Annotated in this window: 15 protein-coding genes; 8 read left to right on the top strand and 7 right to left on the bottom strand. The window is 63.5% G+C overall.

All coding sequences use genetic code 11. From position 1 onward, the window contains the following. Window positions 1–61: 61 nt before the first annotated feature. Entirely contained in the window at window positions 62–424 is a 363-nt protein-coding gene (locus LB551_RS22610) for a four helix bundle protein (protein WP_224628338.1), read from the bottom strand. 55 nt (window positions 425–479) lie between these two features. Continuing rightward, window positions 480–1,913, bottom strand: coding sequence for a glutamine synthetase family protein (locus LB551_RS22605; RefSeq protein WP_224660533.1), 1,434 nt, complete (start codon window positions 1,911–1,913; stop codon window positions 480–482). Window positions 1,914–2,057: 144 nt separating this feature from the next. On the opposite strand from LB551_RS22605, the gene LB551_RS22600 reads away from it, so the two are divergent. Next, window positions 2,058–2,768: an HAD family hydrolase gene (locus LB551_RS22600; RefSeq protein WP_224660532.1), complete on the top strand. Its 711-nt coding sequence runs from the start codon at window positions 2,058–2,060 to the stop codon at window positions 2,766–2,768. Window positions 2,769–2,783: 15 nt separating this feature from the next. On the opposite strand, the gene LB551_RS22595 is transcribed toward LB551_RS22600, so the two are convergent. From LB551_RS22595 to aceA, 3 genes are all read right to left on the bottom strand, one after another. Next, a complete protein-coding gene (locus tag LB551_RS22595; protein ID WP_181172613.1) occupies window positions 2,784–3,227 on the bottom strand; it encodes a response regulator in 444 nt (147 codons plus the stop codon). Window positions 3,228–3,467: 240 nt separating this feature from the next. Continuing rightward, the gene (locus LB551_RS22590; RefSeq protein WP_140498529.1) at window positions 3,468–3,710 is read right to left on the bottom strand and encodes a hypothetical protein; all 243 of its coding nucleotides are present in this window, start codon (window positions 3,708–3,710) and stop codon (window positions 3,468–3,470) included. Window positions 3,711–3,762: 52 nt separating this feature from the next. Beyond that, window positions 3,763–5,052 (bottom strand): isocitrate lyase, encoded by a 1,290-nt coding sequence (gene aceA, locus LB551_RS22585; RefSeq protein WP_224628244.1) that lies wholly within the window; start codon window positions 5,050–5,052, stop codon window positions 3,763–3,765. A gap of 237 nt (window positions 5,053–5,289) precedes the next feature. On the opposite strand from aceA, the gene LB551_RS22580 reads away from it, so the two are divergent. The 6 genes from LB551_RS22580 to LB551_RS22555 all read left to right on the top strand — a co-directional run bounded on the left by LB551_RS22580 (window position 5,290) and on the right by LB551_RS22555 (window position 12,277). After that, window positions 5,290–6,735, top strand: coding sequence for a short-chain fatty acyl-CoA regulator family protein (locus LB551_RS22580; RefSeq protein ID WP_224660531.1), 1,446 nt, complete (start codon window positions 5,290–5,292; stop codon window positions 6,733–6,735). Between the two features lie 140 nt (window positions 6,736–6,875). Next, window positions 6,876–7,829: a DMT family transporter gene (locus tag LB551_RS22575; protein WP_224660530.1), complete on the top strand. Its 954-nt coding sequence runs from the start codon at window positions 6,876–6,878 to the stop codon at window positions 7,827–7,829. Between the two features lie 339 nt (window positions 7,830–8,168). Beyond that, on the top strand, window positions 8,169–9,266 hold the full coding sequence (locus LB551_RS22570; protein WP_140552858.1) for a polyamine ABC transporter substrate-binding protein: 1,098 nt from the start codon (window positions 8,169–8,171) through the stop codon (window positions 9,264–9,266). Between the two features lie 79 nt (window positions 9,267–9,345). Continuing rightward, a complete protein-coding gene (locus LB551_RS22565; RefSeq protein WP_140552857.1) occupies window positions 9,346–10,488 on the top strand; it encodes an ABC transporter ATP-binding protein in 1,143 nt (380 codons plus the stop codon). 8 nt (window positions 10,489–10,496) lie between these two features. Then, entirely contained in the window at window positions 10,497–11,462 is a 966-nt protein-coding gene (locus LB551_RS22560; RefSeq protein WP_140498523.1) for an ABC transporter permease subunit, read from the top strand. Continuing rightward, complete coding sequence (locus LB551_RS22555) at window positions 11,459–12,277, top strand: ABC transporter permease subunit (RefSeq protein WP_140552855.1); 819 nt, start codon at window positions 11,459–11,461, stop codon at window positions 12,275–12,277. The genes LB551_RS22560 and LB551_RS22555 overlap by 4 nt, the downstream gene beginning before the upstream one ends. Before the next feature lie 149 nt (window positions 12,278–12,426). Here LB551_RS22555 and LB551_RS22550 read toward each other — a convergent pair whose 3' ends face one another. Further along, window positions 12,427–14,280 (bottom strand): AsmA-like C-terminal region-containing protein, encoded by a 1,854-nt coding sequence (locus LB551_RS22550; RefSeq protein WP_224660529.1) that lies wholly within the window; start codon window positions 14,278–14,280, stop codon window positions 12,427–12,429. Window positions 14,281–14,537: 257 nt separating this feature from the next. On the opposite strand from LB551_RS22550, the gene LB551_RS22545 reads away from it, so the two are divergent. After that, window positions 14,538–16,508, top strand: coding sequence for an acetoacetate--CoA ligase (locus LB551_RS22545; protein ID WP_224660528.1), 1,971 nt, complete (start codon window positions 14,538–14,540; stop codon window positions 16,506–16,508). Window positions 16,509–16,778: 270 nt separating this feature from the next. On the opposite strand, the gene LB551_RS22540 is transcribed toward LB551_RS22545, so the two are convergent. Next, window positions 16,779–20,564 (bottom strand): PAS domain S-box protein, encoded by a 3,786-nt coding sequence (locus tag LB551_RS22540; RefSeq protein WP_224660527.1) that lies wholly within the window; start codon window positions 20,562–20,564, stop codon window positions 16,779–16,781. Window positions 20,565–20,590: the final 26 nt, after the last annotated feature.

Raw genomic sequence — 20,590 nt, 5'->3', positions numbered from 1 at the left:
GCAGTAGGGCAGTAGGGCAGTAGGGCAGTAGGGCAGTAGGGCAGTAGGGCAGTAGGTGGGACTATTCAGGCGACAATTTGCGGATCAAAAGCCGTAAGAGCGTCCCCACGCTCTCGCTCCGGGTCATCAATGGTTCGGCTGCTTCATGCGACGTAATTCCGACGCGCTGTGCGATCAGCAGATGGGTCTCGAGTTCCTTGAGAGATCCCTGCGCGATCCTCAGAAACTGCTGATAGGAAGCGCGGCTTTCCCGACCATAGCCCTCGGCGATGTTGGCAGGCACAGAGGTAGCTGCCCGACGCAGCTGTGCTGTCAGCCCATAGAGCTCTTCTTTCGGCCAGGCTTTTGTAGCTTCATAGATTGATACCGCCAACTCCACGGCCTGCTGCCAGACGATCAGATCCTTGTAGGACTCGATCTTCACCATCGACTGTCACCCCTACTGCCCTACTGCCCTACTGCCCTACTGCCTTATTCCCCTAAACATTCAGCAACAAATACTCCCTCTCCCAAGGACTGATCACTTCCATGAACGTCTCGAATTCCGCCCGCTTGATCGCCGCGTAGGTTGCGGCGAAGGACTTGCCCAAAAGTGCGCAGAGTTCCTCGTCGCCCTCGAACAGGTCGACGGCTTCGAGCAGGCTGCGCGGCAGGTCGATCTCGTCGGCATTGGCGGTGGTCAGCACCGGAGGCTCGGCCTTGATCTTGTTGGTGATGCCGATCAGCCCGCAAGCGAGCGAAGCGGCCAGTGCCAGGTAGGGATTGGCGTCGGAGGAGGGGATGCGGTTTTCGACGCGCCGCGCCGCCGGATCCGAGCGCGGCACGCGGAATGCCGTTGTGCGGTTGTCGTAGCCCCATTTGTTGTTGACCGGAGCTGAAGCCGCCTGTGTCAGCCGGCGGTAGGAATTGACATAGGGCGCAAACATCACCAGCGCGTTCGGCACATGCTTCTGCATGCCGCCGATGAAATGGAAAAAGTCCTCGGTTTCCGAGCCGTCCTCGGCCGAGAAGATGTTCTTGCCCGTCTTCCTGTCGATGACCGATTGGTGGATGTGCATGGCGGAGCCCGGCTGACCCTGGATCGGCTTGGCCATGAAGGTGGCGTAGATTTCGTGCTTCAGCGCCGCCTCGCGAATGGTGCGCTTGAACATGAATACCTGGTCGGCGAGTTCGACGGGATCGCCGTGGCGCAAATTGATCTCGAGCTGGCCGGCGCCCTCCTCATGGATGAGCGTGTCGATCTCCAGGCCCTGGCTTTCGGAAAAATGATAGATGTCGTCGATCAGTTCGTCGAATTCGTTGACGCCGGCGATCGAATAGCCGGCGCCGCCGCCGATCGCCCGCCCCGAACGGCCGACGGGCGGTGTCAGCGGGTAGTCCGGATCCGGGTTCTTGCGCACCAGATAAAACTCGATCTCGGGTGCCACCACCGGTTTCAGCCCACGCCTGTCATAGGCGGCTAGAACACGCTTCAAGACGTTGCGCGGCGTGAATTCCACCGAGCGGCCATCCTGGTGGACGAGGTCGCAGATGACGGCCGCCGTCGGGTCTTCCTCCCAGGGTACCACCGTCAGCGTCGACAGGTCCGGCATGAGCTTGAGGTCGCCGTCGTCCTCCGGATAATGGAAGCCGTTGCCGTCCTCGGGATAGCCGCCTGAAATGGTGGTCATGAACACGGCTGAAGGCAGCGCCAGCGAGGTGTTGGAGGTGAATTTCTTCGACGGCATCATCTTGCCGCGGGCGACGCCGGCCTGGTCAGGCGTAATGCATTCGATGTCTTCGATGCCGCGCCAGTCCAGCCATTCGCTGACTTCCTTCCAGTTCTTGACGCCACGCAGGTTTTTCACGAAAGCAGGCGTGCGGGCGCGCCCTCCGCGACTCGACGGACGGACTTCCTTTTTTGCAGGCGGCATTATTCACCAGATTGGGTTGCGGATTTAGGAGTATAGCCGTGCCCGGCGACCGAAGGGAAGGGGAGCCGCTGGTATCGGCCGTTGCGGTTGAAAATCGCGGCCGTGAGCTTAGGTTCAGCCTCGTTTACACATGAGAAGGCGTCGATGCAAAAGACCGGCCAACTGACCACCATAGGCTTCGATGCCGACGATACGCTGTGGCAGAACGAACAGTTCTTCCGCATGACCGAGAAGCGGCTTGCCGCCATGCTCGCCGATCACGGCGAAGAGGAACATATCTCGGCACGGCTGCTGGAGGCGGAGAGGCGCAACCTTGCCGTCTATGGTTTCGGCATCAAGGGATTCACGCTGTCGATGATCGAGACGGCGATCGAGGTCACGCAAGCTCGCGTCCCGGCTTCGATCATATCGGAGATCCTCGGCGCCGGCCGCGAGATGCTGAGTCACCCGATCGAGGTCTTGCCGCATGCGCGCGAGACCGTGGAGCGGCTCGCCGGCGCCTTTCGCCTCGTGCTGATCACCAAGGGCGATTTGTTCGACCAGGAGCGCAAGCTGGCCGGGTCCGGCCTCGGGGATCTGTTCGACGCGATCGAGATCGTCAGCGACAAGAACGCGGCTACCTATGCGCGCGTTTTCAGTCGTCATGGCGATGGCCCGGCCAGGAGCATGATGGTCGGCAATTCGCTGAAGTCCGATGTGCTGCCGGCCATCGAGGCCGGCGGCTGGGGAGTTCATGTGCCGCACGAATTGACCTGGGTGCTTGAACATGTCGAAGCGCCCATTGCCGAACCGCGCTTCCGGCAGATCTCCGATCTCGGACAACTGCCCGAACTGATCGAGAGCCTCGCCGGATAGGCTTACTCGCTGCCTTCAGCGGTTGACCAGCCGATCAATCACCGGCTGCAATCGCTCGGGCGTGATCGGCTTGGCCACCACCGCGTCGACGATGTTTGAAAGGCCCAGGCTCTCCGGCGTGCCGTTCTTGGTTGAAAGCAATACCACCGCAGGGAGCGATTTGCCCGAGGCCCGCCGCAACAGCTCGATGCCGGGCATCAGAGTGTCGCAGTCCCTGTTATCGGCGCCGCCGTCCAGGACAATCACGGCCAGGACCAGCAAGCGCAAGGTCTTCGCCGCCATGTCGGGTGATTCCGAGATCGGCTTGAGCCCGGACCGCTCGACGATCTTGGAAATCACCACCCGATTGATCGGCGACTTGCCGACAACGAGCACCTGCGAGGTCTGACGGATCGTCTCCGTGGCTGAATCCCGGCTCACCAGATTCGGACGTCTCGCGCTTTCGTCGTCACGCTTCACTGGGCACCCAAGTCAGCCAAGAAACTCGTCCCATTTCAATGCAGAGTTGAAATCAGGCGACAATTGGCGTGAGATCGCGGTCCCTGTCAAGCCGAAATAAAAAGCTTCTGGAAAGCATTCCCGCAGCAGTCAATTCAAGCAACAGTACTGTACTGCTCTGTCCATTCCTTGGTTGCATGAAGATAAAATTCACCTGCGCATACACGGCGCAGGTGAGAGGCGGCCCTGCGCGATCTTCGATCAGCCATGGCTTTGCTGCGTGACGATGACCGGGATCAACAGGTCCCCCCAATTGCCGTCGCCGCCATGGTGTCGTGCCGAGCGCACCAGCTCGACCGAGACGCCGGCTTCCACCGCCTTCATCACCGACTGGTTGAGCCGGTGCAGATCGTTGGCCAGCATGCGGATCGTCGCTTGCTGGTCGATGCTCATCGTGGTCGACTGCTCTTCGGCCCGTTCCTTGACGCGGCTTATCGATGCCATTGGTCTTCTCCTTGCTGTATGCCCTTGGGCGTTTGCCGAGATCCCTGGTCTGCTATTCCGCAGCCGGTTTGAACTGGGCGTGCTCGGTCGATTCATGCATGGCCGTGGTCGATGACCGTCCGCCGGTGATCGCCATCGACACGGCATCGAAATAGCCGGTGCCGACCTCGCGCTGGTGCTTGGTCGCGGTGTAGCCGTTGGCCTCCGCCGCGAACTCGGCTTCCTGCAACTCGGAATAGGCTGCCATCTGCCGCTCCTTGTAGCCGCGGGCGAGTTCGAACATGCCGTAGTTGAGCTGGTGGAAACCGGCCAGCGTGATGAACTGGAACTTGTAGCCCATGGCGCCGAGCTCTTTCTGGAACCTGGCGATCGTGGCGTCGTCGAGGTTCTTCTTCCAGTTGAACGAGGGCGAGCAATTATAGGCCAGCAGCTTGCCGGGATGATGCCTGTGCACGCCCTCGGCGAACCTCCTCGCCTGCGCCAGGTCGGGCTTCGAGGTTTCGCACCAGATCAGGTCGGCGTGGGGAGCGTAGGCAACGGCGCGCGCGATGCAGGGCTCGATACCGTTCCTCACCTGGTAGAAGCCTTCCACCGTGCGCCCGGCGTCGTAGTCGACGAAAGGCTGGTCGCGCTCGTCGATGTCGGAGGTGAGCAGCTTTGCCGCTTCGGCGTCCGTGCGCGCCACGACCAGGGTGGGCGTACCCATCACGTCGGCTGCCAGACGTGCGGCATTGAGATTGCGGATGTGGGCCGCGGTCGGGATCAGCACCTTGCCGCCGAGATGGCCGCACTTCTTTTCCGATGCCAATTGATCCTCGTAATGGACGCCGGCGGCACCTGCCTCGATGAACGCCTTCATGATCTCGAAAGCGTTGAGCGGCCCACCGAAACCGGCTTCGGCGTCGGCGACAATAGGTGCGAACCAGGTATCGACCGAAAGCCCCTTGCCTTCGGAGGTCTCGATCTGGTCGGCGCGCTGCAAGGTGCGATTGATGCGCTTGACGAGTTCGGGCGCGGCATTGGCCGGGTAGAGCGACTGGTCCGGATACATGGCAGAGGCGGTGTTGGCGTCGGCGGCGACCTGCCAGCCAGACAGGTAGATCGCCTTCAGCCCGGCGCGCACCTGCTGCATTGCCTGGTTGCCGGACATGGCGCCGAGCGCGTTGACGAAGTCCTCCTCGTGGATGAGCTTCCACAGCCGGTTGGCGCCCATTTCCGCCAGACTCTGGCGGATCTGCACCGAGCCGCGCAGTCGCGTCACATCCTCCGGCGAATAGGGACGTTCGATGCCGTCGAAGCGACCCTCAGGGGCCGAGGGGACGAGGTTGTAAAAATCAGTCATGCTCTACTCCGGAGGATTGTTTCTCTGTGGCTCGGCGGCATTCCCCTCGCCGCGTTTGGATGTGACTGAATTTACAGTGGGAGGCGAAATGAGCTAGGGAAATCGAAGAATCGCGCCATCAATAAGGGAAAATCTGTATTGTGTTTGACAGATCGCCGAGGTAAATTTGTAATTATTGTAAAGCCTGGCACGGCAGCGTAGCAGCGACTGAAATGTAAATTCCTGTCAAGGACGTCCATGGCCGACCAGAAGATATTTGCCGGGCCGCGTATCCGCCGCATCCGCAACGCCAAGGGCCTGACCCAGACGGCAATGGCCGAAGGCCTCGGCATCTCGCCATCCTATCTCAACCTGATCGAGCGCAACCAGCGGCCGCTGACGGTGCAGTTGATCCTGAAGCTGGCGTCCGCCTACAAGGTCGATCCGCGTGAGCTGCAGGGCGAAGCGGGCGGCTCTGTCGCGGCCTTGAGGGAAGTGTTTGCCGATCCGCTGCTGGCTGGCGAACTGCCGGGAGACCAGGAACTGATCGAGCTTGCCGAAGCCGCGCCCAATGCCTCCGCGGCCGTGATAAAACTGTTCCGTGCCTATCGCGAGCAGGCCGAGCGCCTGTCCGACCTCAACGAGCTTCTTGCGCGCGAGGGGCGGGTGACGGCGCTTTCCAGCGCCCGCCTGCCGATCGACGAGGTGCATGAGACCTTCGAGCGTCGGCCGAACCATTTTGCGCATATCGAGGAAGAGGCGGAAGCGTTCACTTCGGTGCTCGATCCCGGCGACGATTTGTCTGCCGCGCTGAAGGCCTGGCTGAAGCGCGAATACGGCATCGTCGTCAAGGTGCTGCCGGTCGCCACAATGCCGAACTGGCGCCGCCGTTACGATCGCCATTCGCAGCGCCTGTTCCTGTCCGAGCGCCTGTCGCCGTTCGACCAATTGCGCGAAATAGCGATGGAGGCATGCCTTATCCGCATGACCGTCGCGGTCGCCGGCGAGATCCAGGCGCTGAAACTGTCCACAGACGAGGCCCGCCGCCTCGCCCGGTTCGAACTCGGGCGCTACGCGGCGCATGCGCTGATGATGCCTTACCAGGCTTTCCACGCGGCGGCCGTTCGTGCCCGCTACGATATCGACGTGCTGCGCTCGCGCTTCGGCGTTTCCTTCGAGCAGGCGGCCAACCGGCTGACCACGCTGCAGCGGCAAGGCGCCGCGGCCGTGCCGTTCTTCATGCTGGAGATCGACAATGCCGGCAATCGCTTCCGCAAAGCCGGCAGCCAAGGCTTTCCGCAAAGCCGCTTCGGTGGCGCTTGTCCCAAGCTTCCCGTGCACGTCGCCTTCAGCCAGCCCGGCCAGATTTTCGTCGAAGCGGTGGAAATGCCCGACGGCGCCGAGTTCCTCTGCATCGCCCGCACGCTGGAAGGGCCGCAAGGCGCGTTCTCCGAGCGGCCGCGCCGCACTGCGCTGCTGCTCGCATGCGACATCGGCTTTCGCGACGACATCGTCTACGGTGCGGCACTTCCCGGCCCGACGGCTGGAAAAGGCGGAGCTGGCGCGGTAGCGGCGACGCCGGTCGGGCCCGCCTGCCGGCTTTGCGAGCGCGTCGGCTGCCTGACGCGCGCCGAGCCGCCGGTGACGCGCCCGCTTGGCCTCGACGAGATGGTGACGGGCCTGAGCGCCTTCGATTTCCAGTGACGCTTCCCATGGCGGACTTGCCACAATCGCCGGCGGTCTCTGGATCACGCCGGGCCCGCGCCTTTGCGTTACCCGAATAAGGTACGTTTTTGTCGTCCCTTGCGCATTGTGCCGTACTCAAAACCTCGACAGTCGTACCCATGACCGACACCGCATCATCGCCGATCGCTCGTTCATCGACCGTCCCGCAGCGGGAGGAGCGCATCGGCTTCCTGCTCGTGTTCCTGTCGGCATTGATGTGGAGTTTCGGCGGCACGATCGCCCGCTTCATCATCGCCGGCGACAGCTGGACGGTGGTGTTCTGGCGTTCCGTATGGGCGGCGGCCTTCCTGCTCTGCTTCATGGTCTGGCGTGATGGCTGGCGCGGCATGCTGAGGTCGTTTCGCGGCATGGGCCTGCCCGGCCTTGCCGTGGGGTTCTGCTTCGCTACCGCATCGACCTCTTTCGTCGTGGCGCTTGCCTACACCACCGTCGCCAACATCCTGTTGATGCAGGCCGGCGTGCCGCTGCTTGCGGCGCTGTTTGCCTGGGCGCTCTTTCGCGAAAGAGTGGCGGTCGCGACCTGGCTGGCGATTGCCGCCGTCATCGCCGGTGTCGCCATCATGGTGTCGGAATCGCTCGATGGCGCCGTTTCGCCCATAGGCGACGGGCTGGCGCTGCTGATCGCCGTCATGTTCTCGATCGCCACCGTCATCACACGGCGCTTCTCCAGCGTGCGCATGACGCCGGCGACCTGCCTCGGCACCATCCTGGCGGCGGGCTTTGCCGCCTCGCAGGCTTCGGCCTTCGCCGTATCGGGCAGCGATATGGGTTTTCTCTTCGTGTTCGGCGTGGTCAATCTCGGCCTCGGCCTCGCCTTCTTCGCCACCGGCGCGCGGCTGATCCCGGCCGCCGTCGCCGCGCTGCTGGGCACGTTTGAGCCGATCCTCGGGCCGATATGGGTGTGGCTGATCCATTCCGAGGTGCCGTCGGGCCGCACCATCGTCGGCGGCGCCGTGGTGGTCACGGCGCTGCTCGTCCATATCGGACTGGAGTTCAAGCGACAGACGCGGCCAGTCAGGGCAGGGGTCACCGGCGTGCCGTCGCCGAATTGATGCGGCGCCCTAGCTTTGCCATTGACAAGTTCGCTGCCGCGCGGGCAGGCTGGGACCACGGCAACAACAAGACAGGCTTATCTTGCCAAGTCTCCCCGGCGACCCGATCGAGACCGGATCACATTCCAGTATTTCTGCCTGCGCGGGGGCGAAAGCTTCTGACGATGCGGCGACTCCTTCCAGCCCAGGACAGTGGCGCGCGAGCATCGCTTGCGACAGCCGGCGACGCGGCAATTGGCGCTTGTCGCCTCCTGGAAAGCTCAATAGTCTGAAGCAAATGCCCGGCCGCGCGGATACCGCGACGCGCCGGCGATGGAACACTCACCAAAGGAGAATAGCATGATCCGCAAAGCGCTCTGGCTTTCGGCGACTTCGGCATTTCTGGCGCTCTTTACGCTCGGCGGCCACGCCGAGGACCGCGTCGTCAATGTCTTCAACTGGTCGGACTATATCGACCCCACGGTCATCGATGATTTCACCAAGCAGACCGGCATCAAGGTGGTCTATGACACGTTCGATTCCAATGAGATCCTGGAAACCAAATTGCTTGCCGGCGGCAGCGGCTATGACGTCGTCGTGCCGAGCGGCAATTTCCTTGCCCGCCAGATCCAGGCCGGCGTGTTCCAGAAGCTCGACAAGTCGAAGCTGCCGAACCTCTCCAACATGTGGGACACGGTTTCGGAACGGACCGCGAAATACGATCCCGGCAACGAATATTCAATCAATTATATGTGGGGCACGGTCGGCCTCGGCTACAACGTCAAGAAGGTGCAGGCAGCGCTCGGCACCGACAAGATCGACAGCTGGGACGTGTTCTTCAATCCGGAAAAGCTGGCCAAGCTGAAGGATTGCGGCGTCTATGTCCTGGATTCGCCGACCGACATCTTCCCGACTGCCTTCAAATATCTCGGCATCGATCCTGAGACCACGTCGCCGGACGATTTTGCCAAGGCCGAGGAATTGATGATGAAGATCAGGCCCTACATCAGGAAGTTCCATTCCTCCGAATACATCAACGCTCTGGCCAATGGCGACATCTGCCTGGCGGTTGGCTGGTCGGGCGACGTGTTCCAGGCGCGCAACCGCGCCGAGGAGGCCAAGCAGGGCGTCGAGATCGGCTACGCCGTGCCGAAGGAAGGCGCCGAAATGTGGTTCGACCAGATGGCAATCCCTGCCGATGCGCCGCATGTCGCCGAGGCGCATGAGTTCCTGAACTACATGATGAAGCCGGAGGTGATCGCCAAATCGTCGAACGCCGTGCTCTATGCCAACGGCAACAAGGCTTCCCAGCAATTCGTCGACAAGGCGCTTCTGGACGATCCGGCTGTCTACCCGGACGCCGCGACCTTGCAGAAGCTCTTTACGATCTCGCCCTACGATCCCAAGACCCAGCGCGTCATCACGCGCACCTGGACCAAAATCGTCACCGGTCAGTAGCCAGTCCAAGGAGGCCCGGCAGCCACCCTGCCGGGCCTCCTTCTTTTGATGGGGCAAAACAGCAGGACGGAGTGGGCACATGAAATCGCTTGGCAGCATCCGCAGGGATTTCGCGCCTTGGAACGATCCGAACGCCAAGCCATACATCCAGTTCGATAACGTCTCCAAGAAGTTCGGCGACTTCACCGCCGTCAACAATCTCTCGCTGACCATATTCGAGCGCGAGTTCTTCGCCCTGCTCGGCGCCTCCGGTTGCGGAAAATCGACGCTGCTAAGGATGCTCGCCGGCTTCGAGGAGCCGACATCAGGCCGCATCCTGCTCGACGGCCAGGATCTGCGCGGCATCCCGCCTTATCGCCGGCCGGTCAACATGATGTTCCAGTCCTATGCCTTGTTTCCGCATATGACGGTGGAGAACAACATCGCCTTCGGCCTCAAGCAGGAAGGCATGGCCAAGCCGGACGTCGAAAAGCGCGTCGCCGAGATGCTCAAGCTGGTCAAGCTCGAGCAGTTCGCCAAGCGCAAGCCGCACCAGCTCTCCGGCGGCCAGCGCCAGCGTGTCGCGCTCGCCCGTTCGGTCGCCAAGCGGCCGAAGGTGCTGCTGCTCGACGAGCCGCTCGGCGCGCTCGACAAGAAGCTGCGCGAGGAGACGCAGTTCGAACTGATGGATCTTCAGCAGGAACTCGGCCTAACCTTCGTCGTCGTCACCCACGACCAGGAAGAGGCCATGACCATGGCCGACCGCATCGCCATCATGGACAAGGGCGAGGTCATGCAGGTCGCGACGCCAGCGGAAGTCTACGAGGCCCCGGCGTCGCGCTTCGTCGCGCATTTCGTCGGCAACGTGAACATGTTCGAGGGCAAGGTTGCCGAACGGACGGACAAGACGGCGCGCATCACCGGGGCGACCGGCGCCCAGATTCTCGTCGAGAATGCCGGCAACGCCGCCGCCGCGGGCGCCGATATCGTCTTCGCGATCAGGCCGGAGAAGATCAAGGTGTCGTCCAAGAAGCCGGCCGACGGCGTCAATGCGCTGGAGGGCGAGGTCTACGACATCGCCTATCTCGGCGACATGACCGTCTACCACGTCCGGCTGGACGACGGGCAACTCGTGCGGGCAAGCGCCCTGAACGCGGCGCGCATCACCGAAGACCCGCTGACCTGGAACGACCGCGCCTGGGTCTCTTTTCGGCCGGATGCCGGCGTCGTGCTGACGCGGTAGGGGGTGACATGTCCGACATCGCCGCCACCGACGCCGCCCTACCGGCCGCGGCCAAACCGTTGCTGGCGCGGCTGGGCGCCGGCTTCGTCAACCGTCTCGTCATCTTCATTCCCTATCTCTGGCTGCTGTTCTTCTTTCTCGTCCCCTTCATCATCGTCTTCAAGATCTCGTTGTCGCAGACGGCGATTGCCATGCCGCCCTATACGCCGGTGCTTGATTTCAGCGACGGCGTCTCCGGCTTCTTCGCGGGCTTTCGCGATCTCAACTTCGACAACTATGCCTGGCTGACGCAGGACGCGCTCTATTTCAACGCCTATGTCACCAGTCTGATCATCGCGGCGATCTCGACCGTGCTGACGCTGATCGTCGGCTACCCCATAGCCTACGGCATGGCCCGCGCGCCGGCGACGATCCGGCCGACCTTGCTGATGCTGGTCATCCTGCCGTTCTGGACCTCGTTCCTGATCCGGGTCTATGCCTGGATCGGCATCCTGAAGCCCGAGGGGCTGCTCAACCAGTTGCTCCTGTCGCTGCACCTGATCAACCAGCCGCTGGTCATCCTCAACACCTATACGGCGATTTTCATCGGCATCGTCTACTCCTACCTGCCGTTCATGGTGCTGCCGCTCTATTCGTCGCTGGAAAAAATGGATTATTCGCTGATCGAGGCGGCCAAGGACCTTGGTTGTCCGCCGACCAGCGCGTTCTGGAAGATCACGTTCCCGCTGTCATTGCCCGGCGTGATCGCCGGCTGCCTGCTGGTGTTCATTCCGGCGGTCGGCGAATTCGTCATTCCCGATCTGCTTGGCGGGTCGCAGACGCTGATGATCGGCAAGACGTTGTGGAACGAGTTCTTCGCCAATCGCGACTGGCCGGTCTCTTCCGCCGTCGCCGTCATCCTGCTGCTGTTGCTGACGGTTCCGATCATGATCTTCCAGCAGGCCCAGGCGAAGGCGCAGGAGCAGGACAAATGAACACCACCTGGAGCCGCTTCAACATCACTTCGATCGTGCTCGGTTTCGCCTTCCTCTATCTGCCGATCGTGCTGCTCATCGTGTTCTCCTTCAACGAATCCAAGCTGGTCACCGTCTGGGGCGGCTTTTCGACCAAATGGTACGTGTCGCTGTTCCACAATCAGGGCCTCATGGATGCCACCTGGGTGACGGCGCGCGTCGGCGTCATTTCGGCCACGGCGGCGACCGTGCTCGGCACGCTGGCGGCGCTGACGCTGACACGCTACACGCGTTTCCGGGGCAGGGTGCTGTTCTCCGGCATGGTGTTCGCGCCTTTGGTCATGCCCGAAGTCATCACCGGCCTGTCGCTGCTGCTGCTCTTCGTCGCTGTCGGCCTGGACCGGGGCTTCCTCACCGTCACACTCGCCCATACCACCTTGACGATGTGCTTCGTCGCCGTCGTCGTGCAGTCGCGCCTGGTATCCTTCGACCGCTCGCTGGAGGAGGCGGCGATGGATCTCGGCGCGCCGCCGGTCAAGACATTCTTCCAGATCACGCTGCCCGTCATCCTGCCCGCGATCGTGTCGGGATGGATGCTTGCCTTCACGCTCTCGCTCGACGACCTGGTCATCGCCAGCTTCACCTCGGGGCCGGGCGCGACCACGCTGCCGATGAAGATCTACAGCCAGGTTCGTCTCGGCGTGACGCCGGAGATCAACGCCGCCTGCACCATTCTGATCGCGGTCGTCGCGGTCGGTGTCATCGTCGCTTCCCTTGCAAACAAGCGTCGCGAGGTCCAGCGTCAACGCGACGAACAGGCCGCGCAACGCGGCTGAGCATGATCCCGAAAAGTGGGCACCGGTTTTCGGGCGAGATCATGCCCGAACAGGCTGGGCATGATCCCGAAAAGCAAGCACAGGCTTTCACGGACAAACGGTTCGGTTTGTCCAGAGATCATGCTTGAACAAAGAGGCCGAAAGGCCGCTTATTCGCCCGACACGCCGCGGTTGATCGGCGAAATGAACGGCGTGCTCCATGTCCCGCCAACGAAGAAGGACGATTGCTTGGGGCCTTGCTGGCCATTTGCCTGCGTGGCGACCTGGTCCGGCTGGATGACACCGCCCGACAGCGCCAGCCCCCGTCCGGCATAGGAGGCGATGCCGGAAAGCCAGATCTTGTACTTCGCCGAATTGGCCTCGGCCTTGTCCAGTCTCGCCACGCCCTTCGAGATGGTTGCCTTCAGTTCGGCGCCATCGATCGGCAGCGTCCCGTCCGAGACGTCATCGAGCGCGAAGAAGCCGCCCTGTTCGGTATGCTTGAGAAAGGCGGGCAGGTTGAACTTGCTGAGCGCGCCTGGCCCGAAGGTCGCCGAAACCGAGCCGTCGGCGGTTTCGAAAATCGAGTCCCAGGTCCTGCCGGGCCCTTTGAGGATGACGGACACGGTCCCCGTGCCGACCGGCACCAGTCGCGTCATCCCGGCCGCCGTGCCGAAAGCGCCGCCATCGATATCGGAAGCCAACAGCCGGATCTCGACCTGGCTGCCCTCGGGCTTGCGGTCGAAACGAAGGCTGCTCTGGATGTTGCCGCCAAAGGCAGAGGCGTCGGAAATGTCGAAAACGGACAGGCCGTCCTTGACCTGGGCCGTGGCGGCGACGTCGGCAAGCTGGATGGAGCCTGCCGTGGCGTGCGCCGCAGACAGCCGGAGGTCCAGATTGACCCGGTCGGCGAAATTCGTGTCGGCTTCGCTTGGACCTGCGCCGCTTGCCGGTCCGAGCGGCGTGAAGGCGGACAGGAACGACCTCAAATCGAGCGTGTCGAAGGCGAGCGTGCCGGAGATCACCGGCTGTGTGTCGCCGAGCGACAGGTCCAGGGCACCCATTCCCGGGTTATTGTCGAGGGAGAGTGCGGTGTTTTCGAATTTGACCCGGCCGGCCGTCGCGGTCACCTTGCTCGAGACGCTGACGGAGCCGATCGCGGCGCCCGGCGCGATATCGGCCTGCGACCATTCAAGCACGCGGCGCAGCGAGGGCGCCGAAAACTTGGCCTGGCCGTCGAGATAGGCGTTTTCGGACATGCTGGCCATGCCGTCGAAAGAGAAGGTGGCGGGCGCGGCCTTGAAGGACAGCGTCAGCGGCGCCATGCCTCCGGCAAACAACACCAGCGGCTTCGGCGATGCGGCGTCCACGGCGACGCTTTCGCCGCGCCAGATGCCGGTCGCCGAGAGCGTCGCATTGCTGTTCATAGCCGCCCATGTCGCTTGGCCGCTCAGGCTGCTCAGCACCTCTTCGTCCTTGCCGTTGACGGACGCCACCATGCGGCCGTCCCTGAACTCCACCGTGCCGAAAGTGTCGGCCGGCAGCTTGTCAAGATCGGGCTTGGCGGGGTCCGCACCGACCACGCCGCGCGCCACGTCGATGGCGCGTGCGATGCGGCCGCCGGTCGGAGCGGTGGGCAGGAACAGGCCGCTCGCAGTGCGCTGGACCCTGATCGTCGGCCGCACCAGCCGCGCCGTGGAAAACACCACGTCGCCGCGCAGCGCCGCCATGGCCGAGAGGTCGACCTCGACCCGTTCGGCCTCGACGACCGGCGGTGCGTCGACGTCGGTCCACTTCGAAAGCGTCACATCCGTCAGGATCGCCCGGAAGTTCGGCCAGACCTCAATGCGCGGCGAGCCTTCGATGGCGACGCGGAAACCGCTCCAGGCACTTAATTCCCAGGCGATGCGATCGCGCACGATGCGCGTCGAAGCGATGAGCGGCAGGGCGGCGATCGCCAGCGCGATGACGATCACGGCAGCGCCGATCGCCCATGTTCCGCGTCGGATCAAAGATGATGGCATATCGCCCCGTATGCTTTCGTTCCGACAAAGATCGTCCGGCGGGTGTAAACCCGGTCGTCACACGACTGCCAGTCGTCACCACGACTTCCAGTTGTCACCACGACTTCTAGTCGTCACTACGACTTAGGGCCGACGCATTTCAAGTCTTTATGGCCCGGCGATGGCATTTGCGCACATCTGGGCGCCCCGGCCGAACAAAATCTTGCTCTGCTGCGGCGCAATATGCATAAGCGATGGCGATCCTGGGAGGACCCATCATGGCTGCCGAAGTACCACTCTGGACCCCAACGCAGGACCAGATCGACGCTGCGCCGCTGACCGCCTTCATGAAGGCCGCCGCGGCAAAGAGCGGCATGCCCCTGACCTCCTATGCCGACCTTCACCGCTGGTCGGTGGAGGATCGCGAAACGTTCTGGAGCCTGGTCTGGGATTTCTGTGGCATCGTCGGCGACAACGGCAGCGCCGGAGGCGGGCGCGTGCTTGTCGATGGCGAGAAGATGCCGGGAGCGGCCTTCTTTCCCGACGCGACGCTGAATTTCGCCGAGAACCTCCTGAGGAAGACCGGAGCCGGAGAAGCGATCGTATTTCGCGGCGAGGACAAGGTCGAGCGCCGGCTGTCCTGGAACGAACTGCATGCGCTCACCTCGCGTTTCCAGCAGCTCTTCCTGTCGCTCAAGGTCAAGAAGGGCGACCGTATCGCTGCGATGATGCCCAACATGCCGGAAACAGTCGCCGCCATGCTCGCAACCGCCTCTATCGGCGCGGTGTGGTCGTCCTGCTCACCCGATTTCGGCGAACAGGGCGTGCTCGACCGGTTCGGGCAGATCGAACCCGTCGTCTTCATAGCGCCCGACGGCTATTGGTACAACGGCAAGGCGATCGAGGTCGCCGACAAGGTCCGCGCGGTGGCCGCGAAACTGGGCACCGTTCGCAAGGTGGTGGTCGTCGACTATCTCGGCACCTCGGCCGATATCGCTGATACAATCGACAAGGCCGTGGCGATGGAAGAGGCGCTGTCGCCCTTCGCCGTCAGGCAGGTCGCCTTCGAGCGGCTGCCGTTTTCGCATCCGCTCTACATCCTGTTCTCGTCCGGAACCACCGGTATTCCCAAATGCATCGTCCATTCGGCCGGCGGAACACTGATCCAGCACCTCAAGGAACACCGCCTGCACGCAGGCTTGCTCGACGGCGACCGCTTCTTCTACTTCACCACCTGCGGCTGGATGATGTGGAACTGGCTGGTGTCGGGCCTCGCTTCGGGCGCGACGCTGCTGCTCTATGACGGCTCGCCCTTCTACCCCAACGGCAATGCGCTGTTCGATTTCGCCGATGCCGAGAAGATGACCTTCTTCGGCACCTCGGCGAAATTCATCGATTCGGTGCGCAAGACCGGCCTCAAGCCGATCCGCAGCCATGACCTGTCCACCGTGCGCGCCATCTCCTCGACCGGTTCGCCGCTCTCGCCCGAGGATTTCCGCTTCGTCTACGACGGCATCAAGAAGAATGTGCATCTGGCATCGGTCTCCGGCGGCACCGACATCGTTTCCTGCTTCGTGCTCGGCGTCCCGACCGAACCGGTATGGACCGGAGAGATCCAGGGACCAGGCCTCGGCCTTGCCGTCGACGTCTGGGACGACGACGGCAAGCCGGTCAGGCAGGAGAAAGGCGAATTGGTCTGCACCAAGGCGTTTCCGGCAATGCCGATCGGCTTCTGGAACGACCCCGAGGGCAAGAAATACCGGGCCGCCTATTTCGAGCGCTTCGACAATGTCTGGTGCCATGGCGACTTCGCCGAGTGGACCGCTCATGGCGGCATGATCATCCACGGCCGCTCCGACGCGACGCTCAATCCGGGTGGGGTGCGCATCGGCACGGCGGAGATCTACAATCAGGTCGAGCAGATGCCGGAAATCCTGGAGGCGCTCTGTATCGGCCAGGATTTCGACAATGACGTACGCGTGGTCCTGTTCGTGCGGCTGGCCGCCGGCGTTCAGCTCGACGAGGATCTGGAGAAGCGCATCCGGGCGAAAATCCGCGCCGGCGCCAGCCCGCGCCACGTGCCGGCCAGGATCGTCGCCGTGTCAGACATTCCGCGCACCAAATCGGGCAAGATCACCGAGCTTGCGGTGCGCGATGTCGTGCATGGCCGCGCTATCAAGAACAAGGAGGCGCTCGCCAATCCCGAGGCGCTCGAGCTGTTCAGAAACCTGCCGCAATTGGCCGAGTGATCGCCCGCCTGGCATGGTTAATCAAATCTGCCGCGCGAATTTACCTAGATTTCACGAGTGGTACACATTCGTAAATTTTTTCGGTACCCGGTAAGGACTTGTTAAGGCCCGGCGCCGATAGTCGCACGTAACTTGAGGGAGAAATCCCGTTCCTCAGCCCCCGGAGGATCTGAATTCGCTCAAGCCCCCGTTGTGACAGCAAATCCCATCTTTCAAGGCGTCCTGTTGGGCGCCTTTTCTTTTTCGGGCGGCTGGACGCACGGGAGCTTGCTATTCCGCAAGCACGCGCGTCGATGGGAACGCGATCTCGACCAGGGTTCCTTCGCCTGGCGTCGAGGTGATGATGAACCGGGCGCGGTTCGCTTCAACCATCGCCTTGGTCAACGGCAGACCGAGACCGGTGCCGTCGCCGCGCCCACGCTTCAATGCATTGATCTGTTTGAACGGCTTCAACGCCTGCTCGATCTCGGCTTGGCTCATGCCGATGCCCGTGTCGCGCACGCGCATGACGACATCGCCCGAGGTCTCGTAGGCCGTCGAGACGATCACCTGGCCGCCGGCCTGGGTGTAGCGGATAGCGTTCGACAGGATGTTGAGGGCGATCTGGCGCACGCTGCGCAGGTCCGCCACCACTTCCGGCAGCCGCGACGCGAAGCTGGAGCGGATGATGACGCGCTCGCGATTGGCCTGCGGCTGCATCATCGCCACGGTCTCGGCCAGCGTGTCGTTGAGCGACACCGCTTCATAGGCCATTTCCTGCTGGCCGGCCTCGATCTTGGAGATGTCGAGAAGATCGTTGACGAGATCGAGCACATGATTGCCCGATCGGTTGATATCGCGCAGATAATCGCGGTAGCGGTCATTGGCCACCGGCCCGAACTTCTCGTCCACCATCAGTTCGGAAAAGCCGATGATGGCATTGAGCGGCGTACGGATCTCGTGGCTGATGCGGGCGAGGAAATCCGTCTTCTGCGAGGAGGCGCGCTCGGCCACCGCACGCGCCTGGGTCAGGTCCTCTTCGGCCCTCTTCCACTGCGTGATATCGCGCACCACCGCGCAAAAGCCGCTGTCGTTGGGCAGTCGGCCGATGGTCATGAACAGCGGAATGAAACGGCCCTGCGCCTCGCGGCCGATGACTTCGCGGCCGTCGTTCAGGACGCTCGCCACGCCGGGCTCGGACAGGCCGTCGAGATAGTCGCGCGCCGCGCGCTGGCTTTCGATGGCGAACAGCGAGGCGAACGGCTTGCCGGTCACGTCGTCGCTGTCGAAGCCGAACAGCGCCTCGGCTGGACGGCTTATGGAACGGATCGCGCCGTCACGGCCGATCAGCACGACGCCGTCGGTGGCGGTATCGATGATGGTGCGCATCTCGGCGATGCGCGCCTTGAGCTCGGAAATATCGGGCTGCGCCTGCTCGTCGCCGGCCGGATGCAGTGCCGCCGGTGCCTCATCCTCGCCCGAACGGCGCACCACCAGCATCAGCGCCTTGCCGTCGCGCCACGGAACCGAGCGCAGGATAGCCTCGATCGGAAATTCCTGCCCCCCATGCGTCTTCAGCCGCAACGCCCGGTCGGCGCCCTCGGCGGCGCCGTCATGGCCATAGGGATCGGCAAACAGCGCGCCCAGCCCGCCGGCATCCGCCAGTTCATCGAGCGTCTCATAGCCTGTCAGCACGAGAAATTCCTCGTTGGCGTAATGAAGTTCATCCCCGGAATGGATGAGCAGCGGCACGGGCAGCTTGCTCAGGAGCGTGGTGTCGGGAGCCTTGCTCTCGTCTCCGACCGCAAAGGCCGACGGCACGAACCCTTCGAGCTTGAGCGGAGGCACTTTGAGGCGTGGCCGCTCGACCGGAGCCTCCACCGCGTCGCTTGTGCCGGTGGCCCCCTCGGCGGTTGCGGCCTGCTCATCGGATGCGGACGCTTCCTCGTCCCCGACCCAGTCCTCAATGTCCTCGGCATCGCGAAAATCGGCTGATGTCATGCTCTCGTCGTCGGCAATGTCATCATTCGCGCCGGCGACGGCCGGTTCGCCTGCCGCCGCGACGGGCTCTTCGCTCTCCCGTTCCGTCTGCGCCGCCGGTTCGGAAATCGGGGTCTCGCCATCGTTGTCGGCGACCGGCGCTGGTTCCTCGCTCCGCTCGGCATAGTCGAGCAGCGAACCCGTCACCCCGGCTGCCCTGTCGGCGGGCTCCTCATCAGCCGTTTTGTCCGGCCGTTCGCCGTCAAGCCGGGCGAGATCGTCTGCGTCCTCGGCATCGACATCGGTTTCTGAGGGCTCGGCCGATGCGGCTTCATCCTTTGGCGCAAGGTTTTTGCGGGCGTCCGCTGGTTTCCTGGACGGCTCCGCCGGCGTTGCCGCCTCCGGTTGCCCGGCATTGTCCGGAGCCGGTTTTTCGGCCTCCGGCTCGGCCGGGTTGCTTTCCTTCTTCAGCCGCTCGCCGATCTCGCGGAAAGCGCTGCGTTCCAGGGTCGAGAGACCCTTGTCGTTGGCCGGCTGGCGATGTTCGGCAAGCCGGATCACCTTGTCGGCAAAGCGGCGTTCGGGCTTCGGCACGATGGTCAGCGCCGGCACCTCGCCCCGGAACGGATCCGATGGCTTCGGCTCCTCGGCCTTCGTCGCCTCAGGCGCGGGTTCGACCGGTTCCGGCGCCTGAGGCGCCTCACTGTTGGGTACCAGCGCCATGCCGATCGCTTCCGGATCGACGATGGCGTCGCCAGCGCGGGCGACGCCGAAACCGCGAAAGCCCTCGAAGGCACGGCTGCGGCCATAGACCGGCAGCGCCGCCAGGTCGACCGGGATCTTCAGGTCGGTGCCGACGACCGGCCACAGCACGGAACGGCCGGACCAGGTGTCGCGCCGCTCCAGGAGACCGGCGATCTCGTCGGACGCATCGAGCCCGAAGGCCGCCGCGACGTCCCTGAAACGGCGGCCGATGACGTCCGCGGCCGGCTTGCCGACGACGTCGGCGAACTCCGGCGACAGCGCGCTGAACCTGCCCTCGGCGTCGGTGCGCCAGACAAAACGCATCGGCGCCGCCGTGCGATCCACGGCCCTGGCGGCCGGGGCTGCCGGGACAGCTGGAGGCTGGACATCCTGCTTCGCGTTCTCGGCTGGACCTTCGGCGGTAGCTGGCGAAGTCACGGCTTCGGCGTCCGGCGCGGCTGGGCCGCGCGCATGCCTCCCGTCCTCGCCGGCATTGAAATACCAATGGTCGTGCTGTGCCGGCGTACCGCTTGCCGCCGGCTGTCCGGGTTCTGACGCCGCCGGCTCTTGCACGGCCGCTTCGGCAGCGGCTTGTGCCTCCGGTTCCGAGATATCCTTGGCGACGGCCTGTGAGCGGTCACGTCCTTCCGAACGCTCGCCGGCTGAAGTTCCCTCCGCAAGCCCGCCGTCGTCGAGCCTGTTCTCGTCGATCACCACCAGCAAATGCCGCTCAGGCGTCAGTCGGGCGAGCCCCGCCGGATAGGATGTGCCGCCGCCCGGAACCAGCCGCTTGACGATGCGATCGCCCTCATTCGCGACGTCGGCCACCAGTGCGGCCAGCGTCGCGGGCTCGATCCCGAGCTGCGAAAAGCTCTCCGATGCCGCTTCGACATTGCCGCTGGCGTCGATGAAGGCGATGAAATGGCCATCTTCCGTGAAGCCGCTGATGGCCTTGCCGGCGATTTCGGCCGCACTGCGCGAGCCGGTCTGCGCCGCCGGCACCGCCAGCATGATGGCGTTCTCGCCGTCGGGCAGCGTCACAGCGCTTGCAAGGAAGCCGATGGCGCGGCTGGTCATGCCGGTCGCCAGCCTGACCGTGATGCTTCGGTCGCTGCCGATGTCGGGAAATCCACTGGTTGCCATGATCTGGCGGCGGGCGATCAGCGGCAGCCGTGCCTCGGCGCCGATGATGCTTTCGATGTCGGGATAGCCGAACACCGCGGCACCCGGTCCATTGGCCCAGATCACCTGCTCCAGATTCGCCGACAGGATCGCGATCGCGTCGCCGGCGGCGAAGCGCTGGCGGACCGCGTCGAGCACGGCGACGTCGAGAAAGGAATATTCGGACGGCATGCGCTGGCGAAATCCTCATGCAGCGG

The organism is Mesorhizobium sp. BR1-1-2 (assembly GCF_020165435.1).
Lineage (GTDB): Bacteria > Pseudomonadota > Alphaproteobacteria > Rhizobiales > Rhizobiaceae > Mesorhizobium.
This window is presented reverse-complemented; position numbering and strand designations above follow the sequence as displayed.

Excerpts from the sequence above, each read along its gene's own strand:
- LB551_RS22540 (WP_224660527.1), bottom strand. The coding sequence starts at position 20,564 with ATGCCGTCCGAATATTCCTTTCTCGACGTCGCCGTGCTCGACGCGGTC.
- LB551_RS22575 (WP_224660530.1), top strand. The coding sequence starts at position 6,876 with ATGACCGACACCGCATCATCGCCGATCGCTCGTTCATCGACCGTCCCG.
- LB551_RS22560 (WP_140498523.1), top strand. The coding sequence starts at position 10,497 with ATGTCCGACATCGCCGCCACCGACGCCGCCCTACCGGCCGCGGCCAAA.
- LB551_RS22580 (WP_224660531.1), top strand. The coding sequence starts at position 5,290 with ATGGCCGACCAGAAGATATTTGCCGGGCCGCGTATCCGCCGCATCCGC.
- LB551_RS22570 (WP_140552858.1), top strand. The coding sequence starts at position 8,169 with ATGATCCGCAAAGCGCTCTGGCTTTCGGCGACTTCGGCATTTCTGGCG.
- LB551_RS22550 (WP_224660529.1), bottom strand. The coding sequence starts at position 14,280 with ATGCCATCATCTTTGATCCGACGCGGAACATGGGCGATCGGCGCTGCC.
- LB551_RS22545 (WP_224660528.1), top strand. The coding sequence starts at position 14,538 with ATGGCTGCCGAAGTACCACTCTGGACCCCAACGCAGGACCAGATCGAC.
- LB551_RS22565 (WP_140552857.1), top strand. The coding sequence starts at position 9,346 with ATGAAATCGCTTGGCAGCATCCGCAGGGATTTCGCGCCTTGGAACGAT.
- LB551_RS22605 (WP_224660533.1), bottom strand. The coding sequence starts at position 1,913 with ATGCCGCCTGCAAAAAAGGAAGTCCGTCCGTCGAGTCGCGGAGGGCGC.
- LB551_RS22600 (WP_224660532.1), top strand. The coding sequence starts at position 2,058 with ATGCAAAAGACCGGCCAACTGACCACCATAGGCTTCGATGCCGACGAT.
- LB551_RS22555 (WP_140552855.1), top strand. The coding sequence starts at position 11,459 with ATGAACACCACCTGGAGCCGCTTCAACATCACTTCGATCGTGCTCGGT.
- aceA (WP_224628244.1), bottom strand. The coding sequence starts at position 5,052 with ATGACTGATTTTTACAACCTCGTCCCCTCGGCCCCTGAGGGTCGCTTC.
- LB551_RS22590 (WP_140498529.1), bottom strand. The coding sequence starts at position 3,710 with ATGGCATCGATAAGCCGCGTCAAGGAACGGGCCGAAGAGCAGTCGACC.